The sequence below is a fragment of the Microtetraspora sp. AC03309 genome (assembly GCF_020826795.1).
GTDB lineage: Bacteria > Actinomycetota > Actinomycetes > Streptosporangiales > Streptosporangiaceae > Microtetraspora > Microtetraspora glauca.
Genome location: NZ_JADDIL010000037.1, coordinates 15608 through 35289 on the forward strand (window position 1 = coordinate 15608; position 19682 = coordinate 35289).

General features: G+C 70.3%; 20 protein-coding genes. 9 read left to right on the forward strand and 11 right to left on the reverse strand.

Going from position 1 to position 19682, the window contains the following annotated elements:
- Positions 1-110: 110 nt before the first annotated feature.
- Entirely contained in the window at positions 111-599 is a 489-nt protein-coding gene (locus IMZ11_RS22170) for a MarR family winged helix-turn-helix transcriptional regulator (RefSeq protein WP_228644268.1), read from the reverse strand.
- Positions 600-790: 191 nt separating this feature from the next.
- Here IMZ11_RS22170 and IMZ11_RS22175 point away from each other — a divergent pair, with 191 nt between their 5' ends.
- On the forward strand, positions 791-1507 hold the full coding sequence (locus tag IMZ11_RS22175) for an alpha/beta fold hydrolase (RefSeq protein ID WP_255706872.1): 717 nt from the start codon (positions 791-793) through the stop codon (positions 1505-1507).
- A 91-nt stretch (positions 1508-1598) separates the two neighbouring features.
- On the opposite strand, the gene IMZ11_RS22180 is transcribed toward IMZ11_RS22175, so the two are convergent.
- Positions 1599-2681: a serine hydrolase gene (locus tag IMZ11_RS22180; protein WP_228644269.1), complete on the reverse strand. Its 1083-nt coding sequence runs from the start codon at positions 2679-2681 to the stop codon at positions 1599-1601.
- Positions 2674-3594, reverse strand: coding sequence for an N-acetylmuramic acid 6-phosphate etherase (gene murQ / locus IMZ11_RS22185; RefSeq protein ID WP_228644270.1), 921 nt, complete (start codon positions 3592-3594; stop codon positions 2674-2676). Before murQ ends, IMZ11_RS22180 begins: the two co-directional genes overlap by 8 nt.
- Before the next feature lie 67 nt (positions 3595-3661).
- Here murQ and IMZ11_RS22190 point away from each other — a divergent pair, with 67 nt between their 5' ends.
- Positions 3662-4825 (forward strand): exo-beta-N-acetylmuramidase NamZ domain-containing protein, encoded by a 1164-nt coding sequence (locus tag IMZ11_RS22190; protein WP_228644271.1) that lies wholly within the window; start codon positions 3662-3664, stop codon positions 4823-4825.
- A gap of 10 nt (positions 4826-4835) precedes the next feature.
- Here the strand turns inward: IMZ11_RS22190 and IMZ11_RS22195 are convergent, their stop codons facing one another.
- The 7 genes from IMZ11_RS22195 to IMZ11_RS45375 form a co-directional block, all read right to left on the reverse strand.
- Positions 4836-5705, reverse strand: a complete 870-nt coding sequence (locus IMZ11_RS22195; RefSeq protein ID WP_228644272.1) for a GNAT family N-acetyltransferase — start codon at positions 5703-5705, stop codon at positions 4836-4838.
- Complete coding sequence (locus tag IMZ11_RS22200; protein ID WP_228644273.1) at positions 5702-6712, reverse strand: ABC transporter ATP-binding protein; 1011 nt, start codon at positions 6710-6712, stop codon at positions 5702-5704. Before IMZ11_RS22200 ends, IMZ11_RS22195 begins: the two co-directional genes overlap by 4 nt.
- Positions 6709-7785 (reverse strand): ABC transporter ATP-binding protein, encoded by a 1077-nt coding sequence (locus IMZ11_RS22205; RefSeq protein ID WP_228644274.1) that lies wholly within the window; start codon positions 7783-7785, stop codon positions 6709-6711. The genes IMZ11_RS22200 and IMZ11_RS22205 overlap by 4 nt, the downstream gene beginning before the upstream one ends.
- Before the next feature lie 3 nt (positions 7786-7788).
- Positions 7789-8697, reverse strand: a complete 909-nt coding sequence (locus tag IMZ11_RS22210) for an ABC transporter permease (protein ID WP_061261205.1) — start codon at positions 8695-8697, stop codon at positions 7789-7791.
- Positions 8694-9734 carry an ABC transporter permease gene (locus tag IMZ11_RS22215; protein ID WP_061261204.1) on the reverse strand — a complete coding sequence of 347 codons (1041 nt, stop codon included), beginning with the start codon at positions 9732-9734 and terminating at the stop codon, positions 8694-8696. The genes IMZ11_RS22210 and IMZ11_RS22215 overlap by 4 nt, the downstream gene beginning before the upstream one ends.
- A 4-nt stretch (positions 9735-9738) precedes the next feature.
- Positions 9739-11553 (reverse strand): ABC transporter substrate-binding protein, encoded by a 1815-nt coding sequence (locus IMZ11_RS22220; protein WP_228644275.1) that lies wholly within the window; start codon positions 11551-11553, stop codon positions 9739-9741.
- 168 nt (positions 11554-11721) lie between these two features.
- On the reverse strand, positions 11722-11844 hold the full coding sequence (locus IMZ11_RS45375) for a hypothetical protein (RefSeq protein ID WP_255706873.1): 123 nt from the start codon (positions 11842-11844) through the stop codon (positions 11722-11724).
- Between the two features lie 207 nt (positions 11845-12051).
- Here IMZ11_RS45375 and IMZ11_RS22225 point away from each other — a divergent pair, with 207 nt between their 5' ends.
- Positions 12052-12396, forward strand: coding sequence for a hypothetical protein (locus IMZ11_RS22225; protein ID WP_228644276.1), 345 nt, complete (start codon positions 12052-12054; stop codon positions 12394-12396).
- Between the two features lie 15 nt (positions 12397-12411).
- On the opposite strand, the gene IMZ11_RS22230 is transcribed toward IMZ11_RS22225, so the two are convergent.
- Complete coding sequence (locus IMZ11_RS22230; protein WP_228644277.1) at positions 12412-13050, reverse strand: Lrp/AsnC family transcriptional regulator; 639 nt, start codon at positions 13048-13050, stop codon at positions 12412-12414.
- 121 nt (positions 13051-13171) lie between these two features.
- On the opposite strand from IMZ11_RS22230, the gene IMZ11_RS22235 reads away from it, so the two are divergent.
- From IMZ11_RS22235 to IMZ11_RS22260, 6 genes are all read left to right on the forward strand, one after another.
- Positions 13172-14773 carry an ABC transporter substrate-binding protein gene (locus tag IMZ11_RS22235; RefSeq protein WP_061261200.1) on the forward strand — a complete coding sequence of 534 codons (1602 nt, stop codon included), beginning with the start codon at positions 13172-13174 and terminating at the stop codon, positions 14771-14773.
- On the forward strand, positions 14748-15854 hold the full coding sequence (locus tag IMZ11_RS22240; protein ID WP_228644278.1) for an ABC transporter permease: 1107 nt from the start codon (positions 14748-14750) through the stop codon (positions 15852-15854). The genes IMZ11_RS22235 and IMZ11_RS22240 overlap by 26 nt, the downstream gene beginning before the upstream one ends.
- Positions 15851-16756 carry an ABC transporter permease gene (locus IMZ11_RS22245; RefSeq protein WP_228644279.1) on the forward strand — a complete coding sequence of 302 codons (906 nt, stop codon included), beginning with the start codon at positions 15851-15853 and terminating at the stop codon, positions 16754-16756. The genes IMZ11_RS22240 and IMZ11_RS22245 overlap by 4 nt, the downstream gene beginning before the upstream one ends.
- Complete coding sequence (locus IMZ11_RS22250) at positions 16753-17613, forward strand: ABC transporter ATP-binding protein (RefSeq protein WP_228644280.1); 861 nt, start codon at positions 16753-16755, stop codon at positions 17611-17613. The genes IMZ11_RS22245 and IMZ11_RS22250 overlap by 4 nt, the downstream gene beginning before the upstream one ends.
- On the forward strand, positions 17610-18524 hold the full coding sequence (locus IMZ11_RS22255; RefSeq protein WP_228644281.1) for an ABC transporter ATP-binding protein: 915 nt from the start codon (positions 17610-17612) through the stop codon (positions 18522-18524). Before IMZ11_RS22250 ends, IMZ11_RS22255 begins: the two co-directional genes overlap by 4 nt.
- A gap of 132 nt (positions 18525-18656) precedes the next feature.
- Positions 18657-19664 carry a nitroreductase family protein gene (locus IMZ11_RS22260; RefSeq protein WP_228644282.1) on the forward strand — a complete coding sequence of 336 codons (1008 nt, stop codon included), beginning with the start codon at positions 18657-18659 and terminating at the stop codon, positions 19662-19664.
- Positions 19665-19682: the final 18 nt, after the last annotated feature.

Genomic DNA, 19682 nt, shown 5'->3' on the forward strand with positions numbered 1-19682 from the left:
TGATCGAAGGTCACGACGCCTGATCGAAGGTCACGACGCCTGATCGAAGGTCACGGCGTCTGATCGAAGGTCACGGCGTCTGATCGGAGGTCACGACGCCTGATCGAAGGTCACGGCGTCTGATCGAAGGTCACGGCGTCTGATCGGAGGTCACGAGGGGGAATGTGTGCGTCGTACAGACGACTGAGAAGATCATTGAGGCGCCTGCGGTCACGACCGTCGAGCGCTCTCAGAAAGTCGTCCTGCCTCACAGTCGCGGTGGCGGCCAGCGTGTCGACGAGAGCGACTCCGTCGGCCGTGAGGGCGACGATCCGGCGGCGGCGGTCCTCTGGATCGCTCCGCCGTTCGATCAGCCCTCGATCGGCGAGAGCGTCCAGCACCGGCACGATGTTGCGGGCGTCCACCGCGATCAGTTGCGCGAGACGCCGCTGCCCCTGTGGACCCTGTTCCCCCAGGACCACCAGCACCGTGTACTGGCTCTGGGTCAGCCCGTGGGCGGCCAGGAAGGCGGCCCATGAGCGGGCGGCCAGGGCGCCCAGCCGGGACAACAGGAAACCCGTTCCACGCTCGTACTCCGGTGGACCGTCGATGCTGGTCATGGCACGCACGCTACTAGATAGACATGATTCATGTCGTCTGATAGACATAAATCATGTCTATTGCACTGCGCCACTCAGACGTTGCCGTAGGCGAGCACTCCCTGCACGTCGTCGAAGCCGGAGACCCACGGGGCCGGCCGTACCTCTTCCTGCACGGATGGCCGCAATCCTGGCGAGCGTGGAAGGACGTGATGACTGTCGCCGCACCGCACACCAGGGCCCTCGCCGTCGATCTGCCCGGCGTCGGCGAGTCGACCGGGCCCGCGACCGGCGGCTCCAAGCACCGCCTGGCCGCCATAGTCCACGATCTGATCTCGGCCCTTGACCTCGACGACCTCACACTGGTCGGCCACGACGCCGGAGGGATGATCGCCTACGCCTGCCTGCGCCGGTACGCCGACATCGCCCGTGTCGTGATCATGAACACGGTGATCCCGGGTGTCGCCCCGTGGGCCGAAGTACTGCGGAATCCCTACATCTGGCATTTCGGGCTGCACGCGATACCGGACCTGCCCGAGACGCTGGTGCGAGACCGCCAGGCCGAGTACTTCGACTACTTCTACAGCGTGTTGTCGCTAGACCCGGCGAAGATCACCCTGGAGGCCCGAGCCGCCTACGTCGGCGCCTACGGTACAGACTCCGCCCTGACCGCCGGGTTCGACTTCTATCGGGCCTTCGCCGAGGACGCTCAGGACAACGCGGCCTCCAGCGGCGTTCCCGTGGATACCCCTGTGCTCTACCTCCGCGGAGAGGGCGAGGGCGGCGACCTGGCCGCCTACGCCTCGGGGTTCCGCGACGCCGGTGTCAAGGACCTCACCACAGCTCTCGTCCCCGGTGTCGGGCACTTCGCCCAGGAAGAGTCGCCGACCGCGGTATGGCGCCTGATCAGCGACTTCTCCCGCCGCTGACCGCTGACCGCCGCCGACCGCCGCAGCCCATGACCACGAGGTGGCCGCGCCGCCTGGAGTCGCACCTGGGGCACAGTTCCGGCGCGGAAGCTCAGGAGGACAGCCGGAGGGCCTCGGCGGCTACGGCGTGGCGCAGGTCGCGGATCCCCGGCCGACCACGGACCGGGTGGACGTTGTTGGTCAGCAGGACGACCGTCAGTGCCCGTACCGGATCGATGACGATGGACGTCCCGGTGAACCCCGAGTGGCCGTAGGCGCGGCCGAGGGGCCCGACGATGGCCGGGTCTCCGATCCGGACGCCGAGCCCGTGGTCGAACGCCGCGCCCGTGACGCCCTGGTCGCGGGTCATCTCCGCCACGGTGTCCGGGCGCAGGATCGGCCCGCCCCCGGTGCGCAGGGTCTCCCCGAAGCGGACCAGGTCGTCCGCCGTGGAGAACAGCCCGGCGTGCCCGGCGATCCCGCCGAGGCCGTACGCGGTCTCGTCGTGGACCTCGCCTCTGATGCAGCCGGGGCCGGGGCGGTCGGCCTGGTACTCGGTCGCGACGACGCGCGGGAGCAGTGCGGCCGGGGGGCGGTAGCAGGTGCTCTCCAGGCCGAGCGGCCCGATGACACGGGTGCGTACGAGCTCGTCGAGGGGCGCTCCCCCGGCGATCTCGGCCACCCGGCCCGCCGTCACCATGCCGACGTCGGAGTAGACGTACCGCTCCCCGAGGGGGTGGTCCGGCCGCGTGGTGAGGATCAGTTCCATCCGCGCGGCGTGCGCGGCGCGGCCGTCACCGGGGATCTCCTCGTGGGCGCGGCGGCTCGGCGGCAGGCCCGCCGTGTGGGTGAGCAGGTGCCGCAGCGTGACCTCGCGGTGGCCGCCGTAGGACGCGGGCAGCCACGCCGTGACGGGTTCGTCCAGCCCGAGGTGTCCGTCCTCCACCAGCGACAGGATGGCCGCGGTGGTGAACAGCTTGGTGATCGAGGCGAGGTCGAAGATCGAGTCGCGGCGGGCGGGCGGACGTTCGTCCAGGAGCGCCTCCGTAGCTCCTGAAAAACGTACGGCCTCGCCCGCCGCGGCCGCGGCGACGACGGTCCCCTCCACGGCGATCACGGCGACCGCCGCCGAGCAGGCGGCCGGTAACGCCGCCTCCAGAATCCCGGGCAGCGCCGGATCCGGATCGTCAGGCACCGACCACTCCGGACGCGGCTCGGCGCGCCGCTTCCAGGCGGTCGCCGTGGGCCGAAAGGAGCGCCCTGGCGCCGTCGGCGTCGAGATCGCGCTCGATCATGAGGACGGCGGCCTTGACCTGCCAGCCGGCCGCCTCCAGGGCGGCCTGGGCGGTGTCCAGACCGGCACCGGTGATGTCGCCGACCATGCGGGCGGCCCGGTCGGCGAGCTTGGAGTTCGCCGCCGAGACTTCGATCATCGAGTTCCCGTACGTCCGGCCCAGCCGCACCATCGTGATCGTGGAGATCATGTTCAGGACCAGCTTCGTCGCGGTCCCGGCCTTGAGGCGGGTCGAGCCGGTCACGATCTCCGGGCCGACGATCACCTCGATCGGATGCGCGGACGCCCTCGAGAGCGGAGAGTCCTGGTTGCAGGACAGTCCCACGGTCAGCGCACCGCTGCCGGCGGCCTCTCCGAGCGCACCGAGCACGTACGGTGCCCGGCCGCTGGCGGAGACCCCCACGACGGAGTCGAGCGGGCCGACGTCCTTGGCACGGAGGGCGGCCGCGCCTGCGGCGGAGTCGTCTTCCGCCCCCTCGACCGAGCGGGTCAGCGCGGGCACGCCGCCCGCGATGATGCCCTGGACGAGTTCGGGGTCGGTGCCGAAGGTCGGCGGGCATTCGGACGCGTCGAGCACGGCCAGCCGGCCCGAGGTCCCCGCGCCCACGTAGAACAGGCGTCCCCCCTTCTTCATTCGGGCGACGATCGCGTCTATGGCGGCCGAGATCTCCGGGATCGCCACGGCGACCGCCGCGGGTACCCGGGCGTCGGCCGAGTTCATGAGTCTGGCGACCTGTTCTGTCGGAAGCCGATCGATCTCGCTGTAGCGAGGATCGCTCTGCTCCGTGGACAGGCCTGCGAGTGGATCAATCATCTCGTTCCATGTCGCTAATTTTCACCTGATGGTTCCATTATGCAAAAATTCTTCGGAGAATGGGATCATGTCACATGTACGAACCGGCGCCGAGCGGCTCGCGGGCGATCCCGATCTCCTGGGTGGAGGCCGGATCGGCCTCGTCACCAACCCCACCGGGGTTCTTCCCGATCTGACCCCGACCGCCACGGCGCTGCTGGCGGCGGGCGTGCCACTGACCACCCTGTTCGGACCCGAGCACGGGATCCGCGGCACGGCGCAGGCGGGCTTCAGTGAGGACTCGGGCCAGGACCCGGCGACCGGGCTGCCGGTCCTCAACACATACGGCAGGCACGGCGCCGCCCTGGACGCGCTGGTGGCGTCCTCGGGCGTGGACACGCTCGTCTTCGACATCGCCGACGTGGGGACGCGCTTCTACACGTTCGTGTGGACGATGCACGACCTCATGGCGTCGGCGGCCCGGCTGGGGCTGCGTTTCGCCGTACTGGACCGGCCCAACCCGCTCGGCGGCACCCGCGCCGAGGGACCGCTTCTCGACCCCTCCTGCGCGAGCTTCGTGGGCCGGGCGGCCATCCCGATACGGCACGGCCTGACCATGGGCGAGCTGGCGCTCCTCTTCAACGAGTCGATCGGCGCCGACCTGACCGTGATCACGGCGGAGGGCTGGCGCCGGAGGATGCGCTTCGCGGCCACCGGCCTGCCCTGGATCATGCCGTCGGTCAACATGCCGACCCCCGAGACCGCGCTGGCCTACCCGGGCACCGGGCTGTTCGAGGGCACGACCGCGTCCGAGGGCCGGGGCACCACGCGACCGTTCGAACTGGTCGGCGCGCCCTGGCTCGACGGCAGGTTCGCCGTGGAGCTGAACCGCCTCGGCCTGCCGGGCGTGCGGTTCCGCGACACCTGGTTCACCCCGGCGTACAACAAGCACGCCGGGACGGCGGTGCACGGCGTCCAGCTCCACGTGCACGATCCGGAGGCGTTCCGGCCCGTGCTGACCGGGGTGTCGATGCTGCACCTGTTCCGGTCGCAGCACCCCGGCGAGTTCGTCTGGACCGCCGCGGACCTCACCGGCACCGACACCAGGAGCGGGCGGCACTTCGTGGACCTCCTGTGGGGTTCCACGTCGCTGCGGGAGCGGCTGGACGCCGGGGAGGACCCCCGCGACCTGTGCCCCTCCCCCTGCCACCCCGAGTCGTGGCTGAACGGCGGGAAGCTTCTCTACCCGTGACATCCGGCCGTCACCGCAGGTCCCGGCGGTAGAGCCAGAAGACGCGCTCCGCCCGGGCGCCGACCGCTCCGGAGTAGAACCGGAGCGGCCCCACCCAGGAGATCTGGGCGCTCGTCAGGCCCGCCGCGCGCATCTCGGCCAGGCACCGGCGCAGCAGCACGCCGCCGACGCCGAGCCCGCGCGCGGCGGGTGCGGTGCCCATCGGCCCGAACCAGGCCGGCCTGGCGCCCCACGCGGCGAAGGCGATGATCTCCCCGTCGCGGGACGCGTAGTGGCAGCCGGTGGCCTGCTCGGCCTCCCACGCCCAGTTCTCGTTCCAGTGCTCGCGGATGAACGCCGCCACGGCGGCCCGCTCGCCCGGCTCGGCCGCGTGTACGGCGACGCCCTTTCCGGCCAGCCGCTCCACGTCGTCCACCGTGGGATGACCGCCGGACAGGTCGGCCGTCATGTTCCAGGCGACGCTCTCGCGCTGGTAGCCGAGGGACTCGGCCAGGCAGGCGGCGGCGGTGTAGCGCACGTCGATGCCCGGCCAGGCGTAGGACGGCGGGTTCCCGGCGAAGCGCACAGTGGTGACGCCTTCGGCGCGCAGCCACTCCTCGGCCGCGGCGACCAGAGCACGTCCGCGTCCCTCGCCCCGGGCGTCCGGATGTACGGCGAGCAGGTCCACGTGCCCGGAGCTCGGATCGCGCGTGGACACCGAGGCGAGGACGACCCCGTCGAGGCCGGCCGTCGCCAGCGCGGTCCAGCGGCGGTCCGCGGGCGGTGTGGCGAGCCGGGCGACCAGCAGCGGCGCCTCGGCGGCGTCGTAGGTGAGCGCGGCGGAGGCGAGCTCGCCGAGCGCCTCGATGTCGGCCGACGCCTCCCGGATCCCCGCCGTCACAGCTGGACCGCCGGTGTGGCGACAACGCTGCGGCGCTGCGGGTGGAAGCAGGCGTGCTCCTGGAGCGTCCCGCCGTCGTGACCGAGGACGGGCAGCTCAGAGACGCACCGCTCGGTGCGGAACGGGCAGCGCGCCGCGAACAGGCAGGCGGCGTCCTGCTGGGACGGGTCGACGACCTCGGTCGGCACCACGCGCTCCTCGCCCGGGACCTCCAGGCCGTGCAGCACCGGGATGGCCGACAGCAGCGACTGCGTGTACGGGTGCACCGGGTCGGCGATGACCGTCTCCACCGGGCCGCGTTCGACGACCTGGCCCCGGTAGATGACGTACAGCTCGCCGTCCAGGCCGATGTAGCGCGCGGTCGCGACGTCGTGCGTGATGAACAGCACGCTCACGCCGAGCCGGTCGCGCAGGTCCTTGAGCAGGGCGAGGATGCCGAGGCGCAGGGACACGTCGATCATCGACGTGGCCTCGTCGGCGACGAGCATGTCGGGGTCGACGGTGAGCGCGCGGGCGATGACCACCCGCTGGCGCATGCCGCCGGAAAGCTGGTGCGGGTAGCGCGGCAGCACGTAGCCCGGGTCGAGCCCGACGAGGCTGAGCAGCTCCTCCGCCCGCTCTTCCATCCACGCCCGCGAACGGCCGGTCTGCTTGGCCCGCAGGGAGAGGGGCGCGTCCAGCGTCTGGTGGATCGTCCGCGCCGGGTTCAGCGCGGAGTACGGGTCCTGGTGGATGAGCTGGATCCGGCGGAAGTGCGGCTGGCGGCTCTTGTGCCGGAGCGACGACATCGGGACGCCGTCGATGACGATCTCACCGGAGTCGTAGCTCTCCAGGCCGGCGAGGATGCGGCCCAGGGTGGTCTTGCCGCAGCCGGACTCGCCGATGAACGAGACCGCCCCGCCCTTCTCGATGGTGAAGTCGACGCCGCGCAGCGCCTTCACCTCGCGGCCGCCGAGCATTCCGCCCCGCTGCCGGAAGGTCTTGGTGATGCCCTTCCCCGTGATCACGCCTGCTCCTCCCCTGTCGTGGGCGTGTCCCCGACGCCCGCCGTGACGGTCTGCCGTTCCTTGGCCGGTTCTGTCACCGCCTCCGGTCCCATGTCCGCGGCGTGGCAGGCGACGATGCGCGGGCCCTGGGTGAGCACGGGCGGCTCCCCGGTCTCGCACACGTCCATGCGCACCGCGCACCGCTCACGGAAGACGCACCCGTCGGCCGGGATCGTGCCCAGCGTCGGGGGGCGGCCGGGCAGCGCCCTGGCCTCGTCGATGTCGCCGACCAGGCGCGGGATGGCCTGCAGCAGGCCCCGGGTGTACGGGTGACGGGGGTTGCCCAGCACCTCCTTCGTCGGGCCCTGCTCGACCACGCGACCGCCGTACATCACGGCGAGCCGGTCGGCGACCTCGGCGACGACGCCGAGGTCGTGCGTGATGACGAGCGTGGTGAGCCCGCGCTCCTCGTGCACCTCGCGGATGATCCGCAGGATCGTGGCCTGGGTGATCATGTCGAGCGCGGTCGTGGGCTCGTCGAGGACGACGAGGTGGGCGTTGAGCACCAGCGCCAGCATGATGCCGACCCGCTGGCGCATGCCCCCGGACAGCTCGTGCTGGTGGGAGTCGAGAACGCGCGCCCCGTCCATGCCCATCCGGTCGAGCAGGCTTCTCGCCTCCTTGACCAGGCCGGGAAGGTCCTCGACGTCGTGCGAGCGGCCCAGGTCGAGCAGCTGCTTGCCGACGGTCTTCAGCGGGTTCAGGGAGCTCTGCGCCGCCTGGAAGACGTACCCGACGTGCCGCCCGCGGGCGCGCCGCAGGTCGTCGCCGCCGAGCGCGACGACGTCGCCGAGCCCGTCGATCTCCACGCTGCCCGCGCTGATCCTGCCGGGCGGCTGCACGGCGTTGAGCAGCGACAGCGCCAGGGTGGACTTGCCGGAGCCGGACTCGCCGACCACTCCGGTGATCGTCCCGGGCACGAGCTCCAGATCGATGCCGCGGACGGCGGGCAGCTCGCCCGCCGGGGTGCGGTAGACGACGGACAGGTCACTGATGCGGACGCCCGGCGCCCTCTTGTCAGAAGTCACGGACACCGGTCACTCCTCACGCAGACGGGGGTTGAAGATCTCGTCCATGGCGTCGACGACGAGCACGATGCCCAAAGTGAGCAGCAGGATCGCCAGCAGCGGCGCCAGAAGGTACGGCAGGGCGGCGGTCGTGGTCAGCGCGCCGCCCCCGAACACGGCGAGGTTGAGCATCACGCCCCAGTTGTTGGCCTCGAACGGCAGGACGCCGAGGAAGAAGAGGCCCACCTGCGCGTAGACGGCTCCGGTCACCGCGATGAGCATGTTCATCGCGATGTACGGGGCCATGCTCGGCAGCAGTTCCTTGCCGATGATGTGGGTCGTGGACAGGCCGAGTCCCCTGGCCGCCTCCACGAAGCCGCGCTCGCGCAGGGACAGGGTCTGCGCGCGTACGGCGCGGGCCACGCCGCCCCAGCCGAGCAGGCCGAGCACGAGGCCCATCTCGATGGCGCTGGTGAACTTCCAGATCGTGGACAGCACCAGCAGCAGCGGCAGGCCGGGGATCGTCAGCTTCATGTCAGTGATCCGCATGAGGACGCTGTCCCAGCGTCCGCGCCTGAACCCGGCGAACAGTCCGATGCCCGCGCCGAGCACGACCGTGATCACCGCGGTGACCAGGCCGGTCAGCAGGACGTACCGCGACCCGGTGACGACGAGGGCGAGCACGTCGGTGCCCTCGAAGTCCGTGCCGAACGGGTGCGCCCAGCTCGGCGCCGCGTAGAGCGCCGAGGTGTCGCGCGGCAGCCGCTCCGGATAGAGCATCGGCCCGAAGATTCCCATGAACGCGAACCCGGCCATGATGACCACGCCGACCATCCGGCTGGGCTTGCGCTTCATGACGCGCCAGACGCCGCGCCAGAAGTTGCGGCGCAGGGTCGCCGAGGCGGTACGCGCCTCGGGCATGATCGTGGTGGCGGTCATGCGGCCTCACCTCCGCTTCTGACCCGGGGGTCGATGACGGTGTACAGCAGGTCCGCCGCGATGTTCGCGATGATGATCGCCACCGTGATGAGCAGGAACGCGCCGCCCATCAGGGCGTAGTCGCGTCCGGTGATGCTGTCGATGAGCATCAGCCCGAGACCCGGATAGTTGAAGATCCGCTCGATGAAGATGGCACCGCCGAACAGCAGGCCCAGCGACAGCGCGAGGATCGTGAACAGCGGCAGGATCGCGTTGCGGGCGATGTACCTGAAGATGATCGAGCGCTTCATCCCGCGCAGCTCGGCGGCGAGGATGAAGTCGTCGCCGAGCACGGTGACGACGCTCGACTTCATGGCCAGGATCCAGCCGCCGTAGCTCGCCAGCGCGTACGTCACGACGGGCAGGGTGGCGTGCTGGACCAGCGAGCCGATGTAGCCGGCGTTGAATCCCGGCTCGAACATGATGTCGGCCGTTCCTCCCGCGGGGAGGATGGGGATCAGCGTGGTGAAGATCGCCCCCAGCAGGAGCGCCAGCACGTACTGCGGCACGCCGTGCAGCAGCGATCCGGAGATCGCGAGCAGGTCGCCGAGCTTGCCCTGGCGCTTGATGGCCGCGTAGACCCCCAGGATGATGCCGACCAGGAAGCTCAGCAGGGTCCCGGCGAGCACCGGGATCAGCGTCCACTTGGCCGCGGACATGAGCACCGTCGACACGCCCGTGCCGGGCACGGTCAGCGACTGGCCGAGGTCGAGCCGGGCCAGTCCCTTCATGTAGTCGAGGTACTGCTCCCACATGCTGCCCGTGGGCATGAACCCGTACAGGACGTTGACCGCCTGCTGGGCCGCCTCGGGCGACATGCCCTGCTCGACGAGCTTCTCGTACTTGGCCGCCATGGGGTCACCGGGAATGTTCCTGATGATCAGGAAGCTGATCGTGGTGACCACCAGGATCATGACGAGCCCGCGGGCCAGGTGGCCCGCGAGTCGTCGTGCGACAGCGATTACCCCGGAACGTCCCGGGACCCCGATGAGCGTCATGAACCTACTTCTTCTTGATCATTCCGAGCTGGATCCACACACCGGAGGTCTCCCGGAGCAGGTCGCTCTCGTTCTCCGGGAAGCCGGTGAACCGGTTCGTGTTGACGAACTGGGTGTTGACGTAGTCCCACAGCTGGATAACGGGCAGGTCCTGGTTGGCCGCCTTGGCGAGCTGGCTGACGATCTGCTTCTGCTCGGCCTCGGGCGCGGAGTTCAGCTTGCCGGTGAGCTCGCCGGGGTTGACCTTCCCGACACCCTCGACGTCGATGGTCTCGGGGCTGCCCATCCAGTTGCCGTCCTTGCCCGGGGCGGAGTGCTTGATCTTGCCGCCGAGGTTGGTCCAACCGTTCGAGGCGCCGTAGAGGCGCTGGTAGATGTTGTACGGCGCGGGGCCGAGGGCCACGAGCCAGAAGCCGACGTCGTACTTGCCCGCCGACAGCTCCTCAAGGTAGAGCGGGTAGTCGGCGGTGGTGAGCACCTCGGCGCTCACCCCGGCCTCGTTGAGCTGGCTGGTCACGGCCTTGGCCGCGGACACCCAGTCGGAGAACGGCGCGGGCACGTTGATCGTGAACTTCCACGGCTTCCCGTCGGGGAGCGTCCACTTTCCGCCGGTCTTCTTCAGGCCGGCTTCCTTGAACTCCTTCTCCGCCTTGGCGGTGTCGAGCTTGTACGGCTCGAGCTGGCTGAGTTCGCCGCCCAGCCACGCCTCCGCGGGCTTCTGGTGGATGCCCGTGGTGGTCAGCGCCGGAGTTCCGCCCTCGGGAGAGGCGATCTTGGTGACCTCGTCCCTGTTGACCAGGTAGGCGAGACCCCTGCGCACGTGGACGTTGTCGTAGGGCTTCTTCGACTGGTTGAAGGCCATCGCGACCGAGACGGGCGAGAAGCCCTTGATGACCGCGTTGCCAGGCGTCTGTCCGATCCGCTTCATCACGTCGGCGGGAACAGCGGTGAACGGCGCGTTATCGAGCTTACCCGAAATCAGGTAGTTCCAGATCTGCTCGTTACCGGTGTAGTTGAGCAGCTTGACCTGGTCGGGGCCGACGTTGGCCGCGTTGTAGAAGTTCTTGTTCTTGACGAGGAGCGCCTCGCCCGGGTTCATCCGCTCGAGCGTGAACGGCCCGGCGGAGACGTCCTTGGCCGGGGCGAAGGCGAGCACCTTCTCCGACAGGGCGGTGATTTCGGCGCGGGCCTTCTCGGCCTCGGCACCCTCACCGCGGGAGGCCTTGAGCTTGTCCCAGAAGTCGGCGGGGACCGCGTCCTTCCAGATGTGCGCCGGGACGACGAAGCTGTCCATTACGCCACGGACGAACGTGACGCTGGGGTTGCTCATGTCCTGCGAGATCTTGACCGTGTGGTCGTCGACGATCTCGACTTCGGAGGCCGCTCCCGCAGCGCCCGGCGTGATCGCGAAGGCGGTGCTGCCCTGCGTGTACGCGAGGGCGATGGAGAGCTTGACGTCCTCGGCGGTGACGGGCTTGCCGTCGGACCACTTGTTGTTCGGCTGCAGGTGCAGCGTGATCGAGGAGTTGTCGGGCGCGATGTCCCAGCTCGCGGCGATGCCGGGATAGAACTGGTTCGGGTCGGTCAGGTGGTTCTTCTTCCACCCGAGCTTCATCGCGTTGTACCCCTGGAACATGTTGCCCTTGGGGTTCCAGGGGTTGATCGGCCCGTTGACGTCGAGGCCGGGCTTCAGGCCGTCGATCGTGGTGTAGACGCCACCACCGGACGCCGACTTGCCACCCGTGCTGGTGCTGCTGCACGCCGTCGCGGTGACGGCGGCAAGGCTGAGCAACGACACTACCGCTGCTACACGCTTCATGGACCGCTCCGTGGGGGTCTTTATATCTGGGCTGGACAGGCGGAACTTTTTCCGGACTTTATGGTGAAGATGCGATGACGTCAATTATCTCCACAAGACGTGAAGCTTCTGTAACTTTCCTTCATCGAGTCACACGCGAAACTGATCGTCAGGGCCCTGAGGCCATGGTCAGGCGAGTGCCGAACGGAACGCCCCGGCGAGATCGAGCAGGTGATCGTCGTCTCCGGCGGTGAGCTGGAGGTCGAGAAGGATCTCGTCCGCGCCCGCCTCGGCCGGGTAGCCCGCGATCACCCGGCCACCGCCCAGCCGGTCGATCGTGGAGAGCGAACCGGCCAGGAGCGCGGGCGGCGTTCTCGCCGTCGATCGCGACCAACCGTGCGCGGCACCCCCGGGGACGGCCGGGACCGGCTGGACGGAAGATGTCTCCCCGGCCCGCCCGCACGGCGAAACGTCCAGCGTCGATTGCGAACTCCGGACGGATCGGCACCATGCGGAGTCATGGACGACAGAAATCTCAACGACCGCAAGTTCGTCATGGTCAGCTCCACCGCGAGCGCGGTCGACCCGGACGGGCCGACCGAGTTCGTCTACAAGGAGGAGGACGGCATCATCTGGGGCGACTACGTCGGTGACACGGTGGTGCACGGGCACTTCGTCGGCACCAGGGAGGCCGACCGCATCGAGCTGACCTACATCCACCAGCTCAAGAGCGGCGGCCGCGCCGGTGGACGGAGCGCCAGCCGGATCGAGACGCTGCCCGACGGGCGGCTGCACCTGATCGAGGAGTTCCAGTTCGAGGGCGACGACACCAAGCACGTCAGCGTCTGCGCCGAGGTGTCCTGAGGCCGGGCGGGCGCCTCAGCCCTTGCTGTCCCTCTGGAGGCCCGCCCGCCCCTCGGAGACCCCTTCGAACCGCATCTTGCCCAGCGGCACCCCGTCACCGGACGCCTCGGGGGCGGGCCGCCGCGTGGCGGGCCTCCTGTCGGTCGGCAGGATGTACGGCCGCCTGATCACCTCGTCGAGGATGAAGACGGTTTCGGTGGCCTTCACCGCCGGGATGTTCGCGAGCCGCTCGGTGACCAGGGTGTGCACGGCGGCCACGTCGGTCATCCGTACCTGGATCATGGCGTCGTGCTGGCCGGTGGTGATCGCGCAGTACTCCACCTCGGGAATCTGGGCGAGTTGGGCGCGGAACTGGCGCCACATCTGCTGCCGCACGGTGACGAAGATCAGCGCGGTGATGCCCAGCCCCGCGCGGACGTGGTCGATCTCGGCGGTGAACCCCTTGATCGCGCCGTCGGCGCGCAGGGCCTCGAACCGGGTGTAGGCGTTCGCGCGGGAGATGCCGACGCGCTCGGCGAGCGCGGCCACGGAGATCCGGCCGTTCTCCCTGAGCACCTCAAGGATCTTGAAATGTATCGCGTCCAGCTCCAGACCGATGCCGATCCGTCCAGGAGGAGTACCCCCACGCGTCGGGTAGCTTGACGTTTCGGTCACTGCAGTTCCCCCCTCATCAGATTCGTCTCAGCTTCGCGGCACGCGCTGGACTTTCTGCCTGACACTCCTGGACCATCAGCGACTAAACGTCTCACATGGCACATTTTCGGAGGATACAGATATGGCGCTCCGTTCGCGGCGCCGGCAGGCGACGACCGCACTGCTGCCGGTCCTGCTCACCGGTGCTCTCGCCCTCGCCGCGTGCTCCAGCGGCGGCTCGTCCGGCACGACGGCGCAGAGCGGCGCGAGCAAGACGCTCGTGATCGACACATCCTTCGATCTCAAGACCGCCGACCCGGGCCGGACCTACGAGCCGACCGGCCTGATCGTGGGCAAGGCGACCTACGACACGCTCCTCACCTTCGAGGGCGCCGACGTCACCAAGCCGGTCCCGGCCCTCGCCGAGTCGTACGAGCTCTCGTCCGACGGCACGACGCTCACGCTCAAGCTGCGTCAGGGCGCGACGTTCGCCGACGGCTCCCCCGTCACCGCGGACGACGTGCTCTTTTCGCTGACCCGCGTGCGCGACATGAAGGGCACCCCGTCCTTCCTGCTCGACGGTGTCGACGTGGCCAAGACGGACGACTCGACGATCACGCTGACGTCGAAGACCCCCAACCCGGCGCTGCCGTACATCCTGCCGAACCCGGCCCTGGGCATCCTCAACTCGAAGGTGGCCAAGGAGCACGGCGCGACCGCGGACCCGAACGACAAGGCCGAGCAGTACCTCAACTCCGCCTCCGCCGGCTCCGGGCCGTACACGATCGAGTCGTTCAACGTGAGCAGCCAGGTCGTGCTCAAGGCGAACGCCAAGTACTGGGGCGCCAAGAAGCCGACCTACGACAAGGTCGTCATCCGCAACGTCGAGTCCGCCACGCAGAAGCTCAACGTGCAGCGCGGCGACAGCCAGGTCGCGCTGAACCTCTCGGGCGACCAGGTGACCGGCATGACGGGCGGCCTGCAGGTCAAGCGGACCACCTCGGCGTACGTGTTCTTCCTGCTCGCCAACCAGGACACCGGCGTCAGCAAGGTCACCTCCAACCCCAAGTTCGTCGAGGCGCTGCGCAAGGGCATCGACTACGCGGGCCTGCTGGAGCTGGCCGGTGAGGGCTCGACGCAGGCCGCGGGCATCATCCCGTCGATGTTCCTCGGCGCGCTCCCCGCGGACCAGGCGACCACGCGCGACGTCGAGGGCGCGAAGGCGGCCCTGGCCGAGAGCGGCGTGACCGACCCCACGGTCAAGCTGGAGTACCCCAGCGAGCTGACCGTGAACGGCCTGTCCTTCCAGCCGCTGGCCGAGCGGATCCAGGCCAACCTCAAGGAGGTCGGCATCACCGTGGAGATCACGCCCGCGCCGGTCACCACGGCCCTGGACAACTACCGCAACGGCAAGGAGGAGCTCGGCCTCTGGTACTGGGGCCCGGACTTCCCCGACCCCAGCAACTACCTGTCGTTCCTGCCCGGCAAGCTGGTCGGCCTGCGCGCCGGCTGGAAGGCGGGATCCGACAAGGAGCTGGAGTCCGCGGGCGACAAGGCGGCCGCCGCGGTGACCGACGACGCCCGGAAGCAGGCGTACACCGACGTGCAGACGAAGCTGAACGCCTCCGGGCCGTTCATCCCGCTGATCCAGCCGGGCCAGAACATCGTGACGGCCGGATCGGTCACGGGCCTGGAGTACCACCCGGTGTGGACGATCAATGTCGCCGACCTCGGCGCCAAGTAAGGACCAGGACGGCGGCGCGGCCCTTCCCAGCCAGAAGAGGCGGGGCCGCGCCGCCGGTCGGCGTCCGTTCGTCCGGTTCCTGATCCGCAGGATCGTCACGGCGCTGCTGCTCGCCCTGGGCATCACGCTCGTCACGTTCATCCTGACGAACCTGGTCCCCGGCGACCCCGCCGCCGCCAACCTGGGTCAGCGCGCCATCGGCGACCCGGCGATCGTGGCGCAGTGGCGCGCGGACCATGGACTGGACAAGCCGCTCCCCCAGCAGTACCTGCTCCACCTCTCCGGGGTGCTTCAGGGGGACTTCGGCCAGAGCCAGCAGAGCCACCGCCCCGTGGCCGACGACCTCGCCGAGTTCGTGCCCGCGACGCTGGAGCTGGCGGGCGCGGCCATCCTGATCTCGCTGGTCCTGGGAGTCGCGTTCGGCGTCGTCGCCGCGCTGCGCCGTGACCGGCTGTCGGACCACATCCTGCGTGTGACCAGCCTGTTCGGCATCTCGGTGCCGACGTTCTGGCTGGCGCTCGTGGCGTTCTACGTCTTCTTCTACCGGCTGCAGATCACCCCGGGCAGCGGCAGGATCGACCCCGGCATGACGGCGCCGCCGCACGTCACCGGCCTCTACACGATCGACGCGGCGCTGTCCGGGCAGTGGGACGTGTTCGCCTCGGCGGCCGCCCACCTGATCACCCCGGCGCTGGTCCTCGCGCTCTACACGATCGGCCTGCTCACCCGGTTCACCCGTTCCGCGGTGCTGGAGGTGCTCGGCCAGGACTACGTGCGCGCGGCCCGCGCGAAGGGCCTGCCCGCCCGGGTCATCCTGTTCAGGTACGTCCTGCGGTCGGCGCTGGTCCCCGTGATCACGGTCGCCGGTCTCGCCTTCGGCAGCCTGCTGTCCGGCACCGTGCTCGTCGAGGCGATCTTCGCCTGGCCGGGGATCGGCCAGTACGCCTACAAGAGCGCGACCTCCCTCGACCTGCCCGCCGTGATGGGCGTCGGCCTGGTCGTGGGCGTGGTCTACCTCGTCATCAACCTGATCGTGGACGTTCTGTACGGCGTCATCGACCCCAGAGTGAGAATCTCGTGATCCGACGGCTGACAGAGGGCCGGCAAGGGGGCCGGCGAGAGGGCCGGCGAGGGGGGCTGACGCGGCGGCTCCCCGAGGCGTGGCGGCAGCCGCTGGCGATCGTCGGCGGCGTGGTCGCGTTCGCCTGGATCGTGATCGCGCTGGCCGCGCCGCTGGTGGCGCCGCACGACCCGCTCGCCCAGGAGCTCCCCCGGCTGGCCCCTCCCGGGCCCGGCCACTGGTTCGGCACCGACCAGCTCGGGCGCGACATCCTGAGCCGCGTGCTGTACGGCGCCCGCGTGTCGATCCCGCTGACGCTGCTGCTGGTGGCGCTCTCGGTGCTGATCGGGGGCCTGCTCGGCGCCTGCGCCGGATATTTCGGCAGATGGGTTGACGAGACGATCATGCGGCTGGCGGATCTCGTGTTCGCCTTCCCCACGATCATCCTCGCCATGGTGGTGGCCGCCGCCCTCGGCGCGAGCCTCGGCAACGCGGTGCTCGCCGTACTCGTCGTCGCCTGGCCGGCCTACGCCCGCGTGACGCGCGGCCTGGTGCTCGGCATCCGCGAGCGCGAGTTCGTGATGAGCGGGCGGCTTCTCGGCTTCTCGGCCTGGCGCTCGCTCCGCGTGGACGTGCTGCCCAACGTCACCGGCCCCGTCCTGGTGCTGGCGACGCTCGACATCGGCACCGCGCTGCTGCTGCTGTCCGGCCTGTCCTTCCTCGGCCTCGGCGCCAAGCCGCCGTCCCCCGAGTGGGGCGCGATGGTCGCCTCCGGCGTGGACGTCTTCGACAGCTGGTGGGTCGCGACCTTCCCCGGTCTCGCCATCCTGACGGTGGTGCTCGCGTTCAACTTCCTCGGCGACACGCTGCGCGACGCGCTCGACCCCCGGACCGCCCGCGCCATCAAGGAGCGTGCAATTTGACGGAGCGACAGACTGCGCGAAGCCAGGAGACCGCCGGGAACGGCATCCTCACCATCTCCGACCTCACCGTGGCGATCCACGGCAAGGAGATCCTGCGCGGGGTGGACCTCACCCTGGAGCAGGGGCGGGTGCACGGTCTGGCCGGGGAGAGCGGCTCCGGCAAGACCATGACCGGCCTCGCCGTACTCGGCCTGCTGCCCCACGGAGCCCGTACGCGGGGCCGGATCGAGCTGGCCGGCCGCGACCTGCTGTCCCTCGCCCCCAAGCGGCTCAACGCCGTACGCGGGGCCGAGGTCGCCATGGTCTTTCAGGACCCGGCGACCAGCCTGCACCCCATGCTGACGGTGGGACGGCAGCTCACCGAGCACATGCGCCACCACCTGCGCCTCGGCCGAGCCGAGGCGCGCGACCGGGCGATCGACCTCATGCGCAAGGTGCGGATCCCCGGGCCCGAGGAGGCGATCGACCGCTACCCGCACCAGTTCTCCGGCGGCATGCGCCAGCGCATCGCGATCGCGGTCGCGCTGGCCTGCTCGCCGAAGGTCCTCATCGCGGACGAGCCGACGACGGCGCTCGACGTGACCGTCCAGGCGGGCATCCTGCGGCTGCTGCGCGGCCTCTGCGACGACCTCGGCCTGGCCGTGCTGCTCGTCACCCACGACCTCGGCGTGATGTCGGCGGTGGCCGACGAGGTGAGCGTGATGAAGGACGGCCTGGTCGTGGAGACGGGACCGCGCGGCGAGGTGCTGCGCGAGCCGCGCCACGCCTACACCCGCGCGCTGCTCGACGCCCTGCCGGAGAACGCGCGGGCCGCCGAGGACGCTGGTACCGAGTCCTCCGAAGTGGAGCCGGCATGACACTGCTGACCGTGGACGACCTCGTCGTCGAGCACCGGACGCCCGGCCGCCCCGTGGTGCGCGCCGTGGCCGGGGCCAGCCTGAGCGTCGCCGCCGGAGAGGTCGTCGGCCTCGTCGGCGAGTCGGGGTGCGGCAAGTCGACGCTGGCCCGCGCGGTGTGCGGGATCGGCCGCCCGGCCTCGGGGACCATCGCGTTCGAGGGGCGCCCGGTGAAGCCGCTGGGGCTGCGCCGCAGGGACCGTGCCCTGACCGGCGTCCAGATGGTCTTCCAGGACCCGTACGCGTCGTTGAACCCGCGCCGGCGGGTGGGCGACCAGATCGCCGACGGGCTGCGCGCCGCCGCCGACACCTCGACCACGCCCGCCGACCTGCTCGACCGGGTCGGGCTGCCGCGCGAGTTCGCGACCAGGTACCCGCACGAGTTCTCCGGCGGACAGCGCCAGCGCATCGCGATCGCCAGGGCCCTGGCCGCCAGGCCGTCCCTGCTGATCGGCGACGAGCCGATCTCGGCGCTCGACGCCTCGGCGCAGGCGCAGGTGGCCCGTCTGATGCGGGACCTCGCGGTCGAGTCGGGCGCGGGCCTGCTCTTCATCAGCCACGACCTGTCCGTGGTGCGGCTGATCGCCGACCGGATCGCGGTGATGTACCTGGGGAAGATCGTGGAGGTGGGCCGAACCGCCGAGGTCTGGGCCGATCCCCGGCACCCGTACACGCGGGCGCTGCTCGGCGCGATCCCGGCGCCGGACGGGGCGGGCGTGCTCCCGGCCGAGCTGCCAGGGGACGTTCCCGACCCCGCGGCGCCGCCCCCGGGCTGCCGGTTCCACCCTCGCTGCCCGAAGGTGATGGACGTGTGCAGGGAGCGCGAGCCCGAGTTCGGGCCGGTCGCCTGCTGGCTGCACGAGCCCGCCTGACCGGTTTCCCCGGTCAGGCGGTGCCTGATGACCAAAGTCCCGGCGGCGCGGGGGCCGTCGGCACTGTTCTCCGGCGCGGATGCGGCGAAGTCTGGCCCTGTGCGAGATCCGTCTATCCCAAGGAGGCCCCCGATGCTCTCGCCCCTGGCGTCCGATCTCGGCGTTCAGTACCTGCTGGTGGCGGCCGAGCAGGCTCCCTCCGTGCTCAACACCCAGCCGTGGCGCCTCCGAACCGTCGGCGACGACGTGGCCGAGCTGCTGTGCGATCCGAGCCGCCGGTTGCGCGTCAGCGACCCCCGGGGCCGGTCGATGCACGTCAGCTGCGGCGCGGCCCTGTTCAACCTCAGGCTGGCGATCAGGATCGGCGGATACCGCCCCGCCGTCTCCCTGCTGCCCGACCCGGACGCCCCTGAGCTGCTCGCCTCGATCAGGATGACCGAGTCGACGCCGGCCAACGCGACCGAGCGGTCCCTCTACTCGGCGATCAGGGTGCGGCGGACCAACCGCGAGCCGTTCGACGACCGCCTGATCCCGCCGTCGGTCCTGGCGGGCCTGCGCATCGCCGCCAGCCGCGAGGGCGCCAATCTGGTCCCCCTCGACGCCGAGGCGGCGGGCGAGCTCCTCGAACAGGTCGCCATGGCGAGCGACGAGATGTCCGGCGACCGCGGATACCTCGCCGAGCTCGCGGCGTGGACGGCGGGCCGTGCGCTGTTCGACGGCGTCCCGCGGCACGTCCACGGACCGCGGGCGGACCGCGATCCCGCACCCGTCCGTGACTTCGGGCTGGGCCATCGGAACCCGAACCGGCGGGTCGTCCGCTTCGAGTCACGCCCCCAGCTCGCCGTGCTCACCACCCGGGGAGACCGGCCGGTGGACTGGCTGCACGCCGGCCAGGCGCTCCAGCGGGTGCTGCTCATGGCGACCTGCCACGGCATCTCCGCCTCGTTCCTCAACCAGCCGCTCGATTTGCGCGACATGCGCCGCCGTACGGACCCGAGGCACGCCAGGGGCCACGCCCAGATGATCATCAGGATGGGATACGGCCCGGTCGTGCCGCGCGCTCCGCGCCGCCCGGCCGGCGAGTTGCTGCTGGAGGACTCCGCGCGCAAGGAGCGGCTGATGCCGCTGCTTCGCCTCTAGTTGAAGATCGTGTTCCGA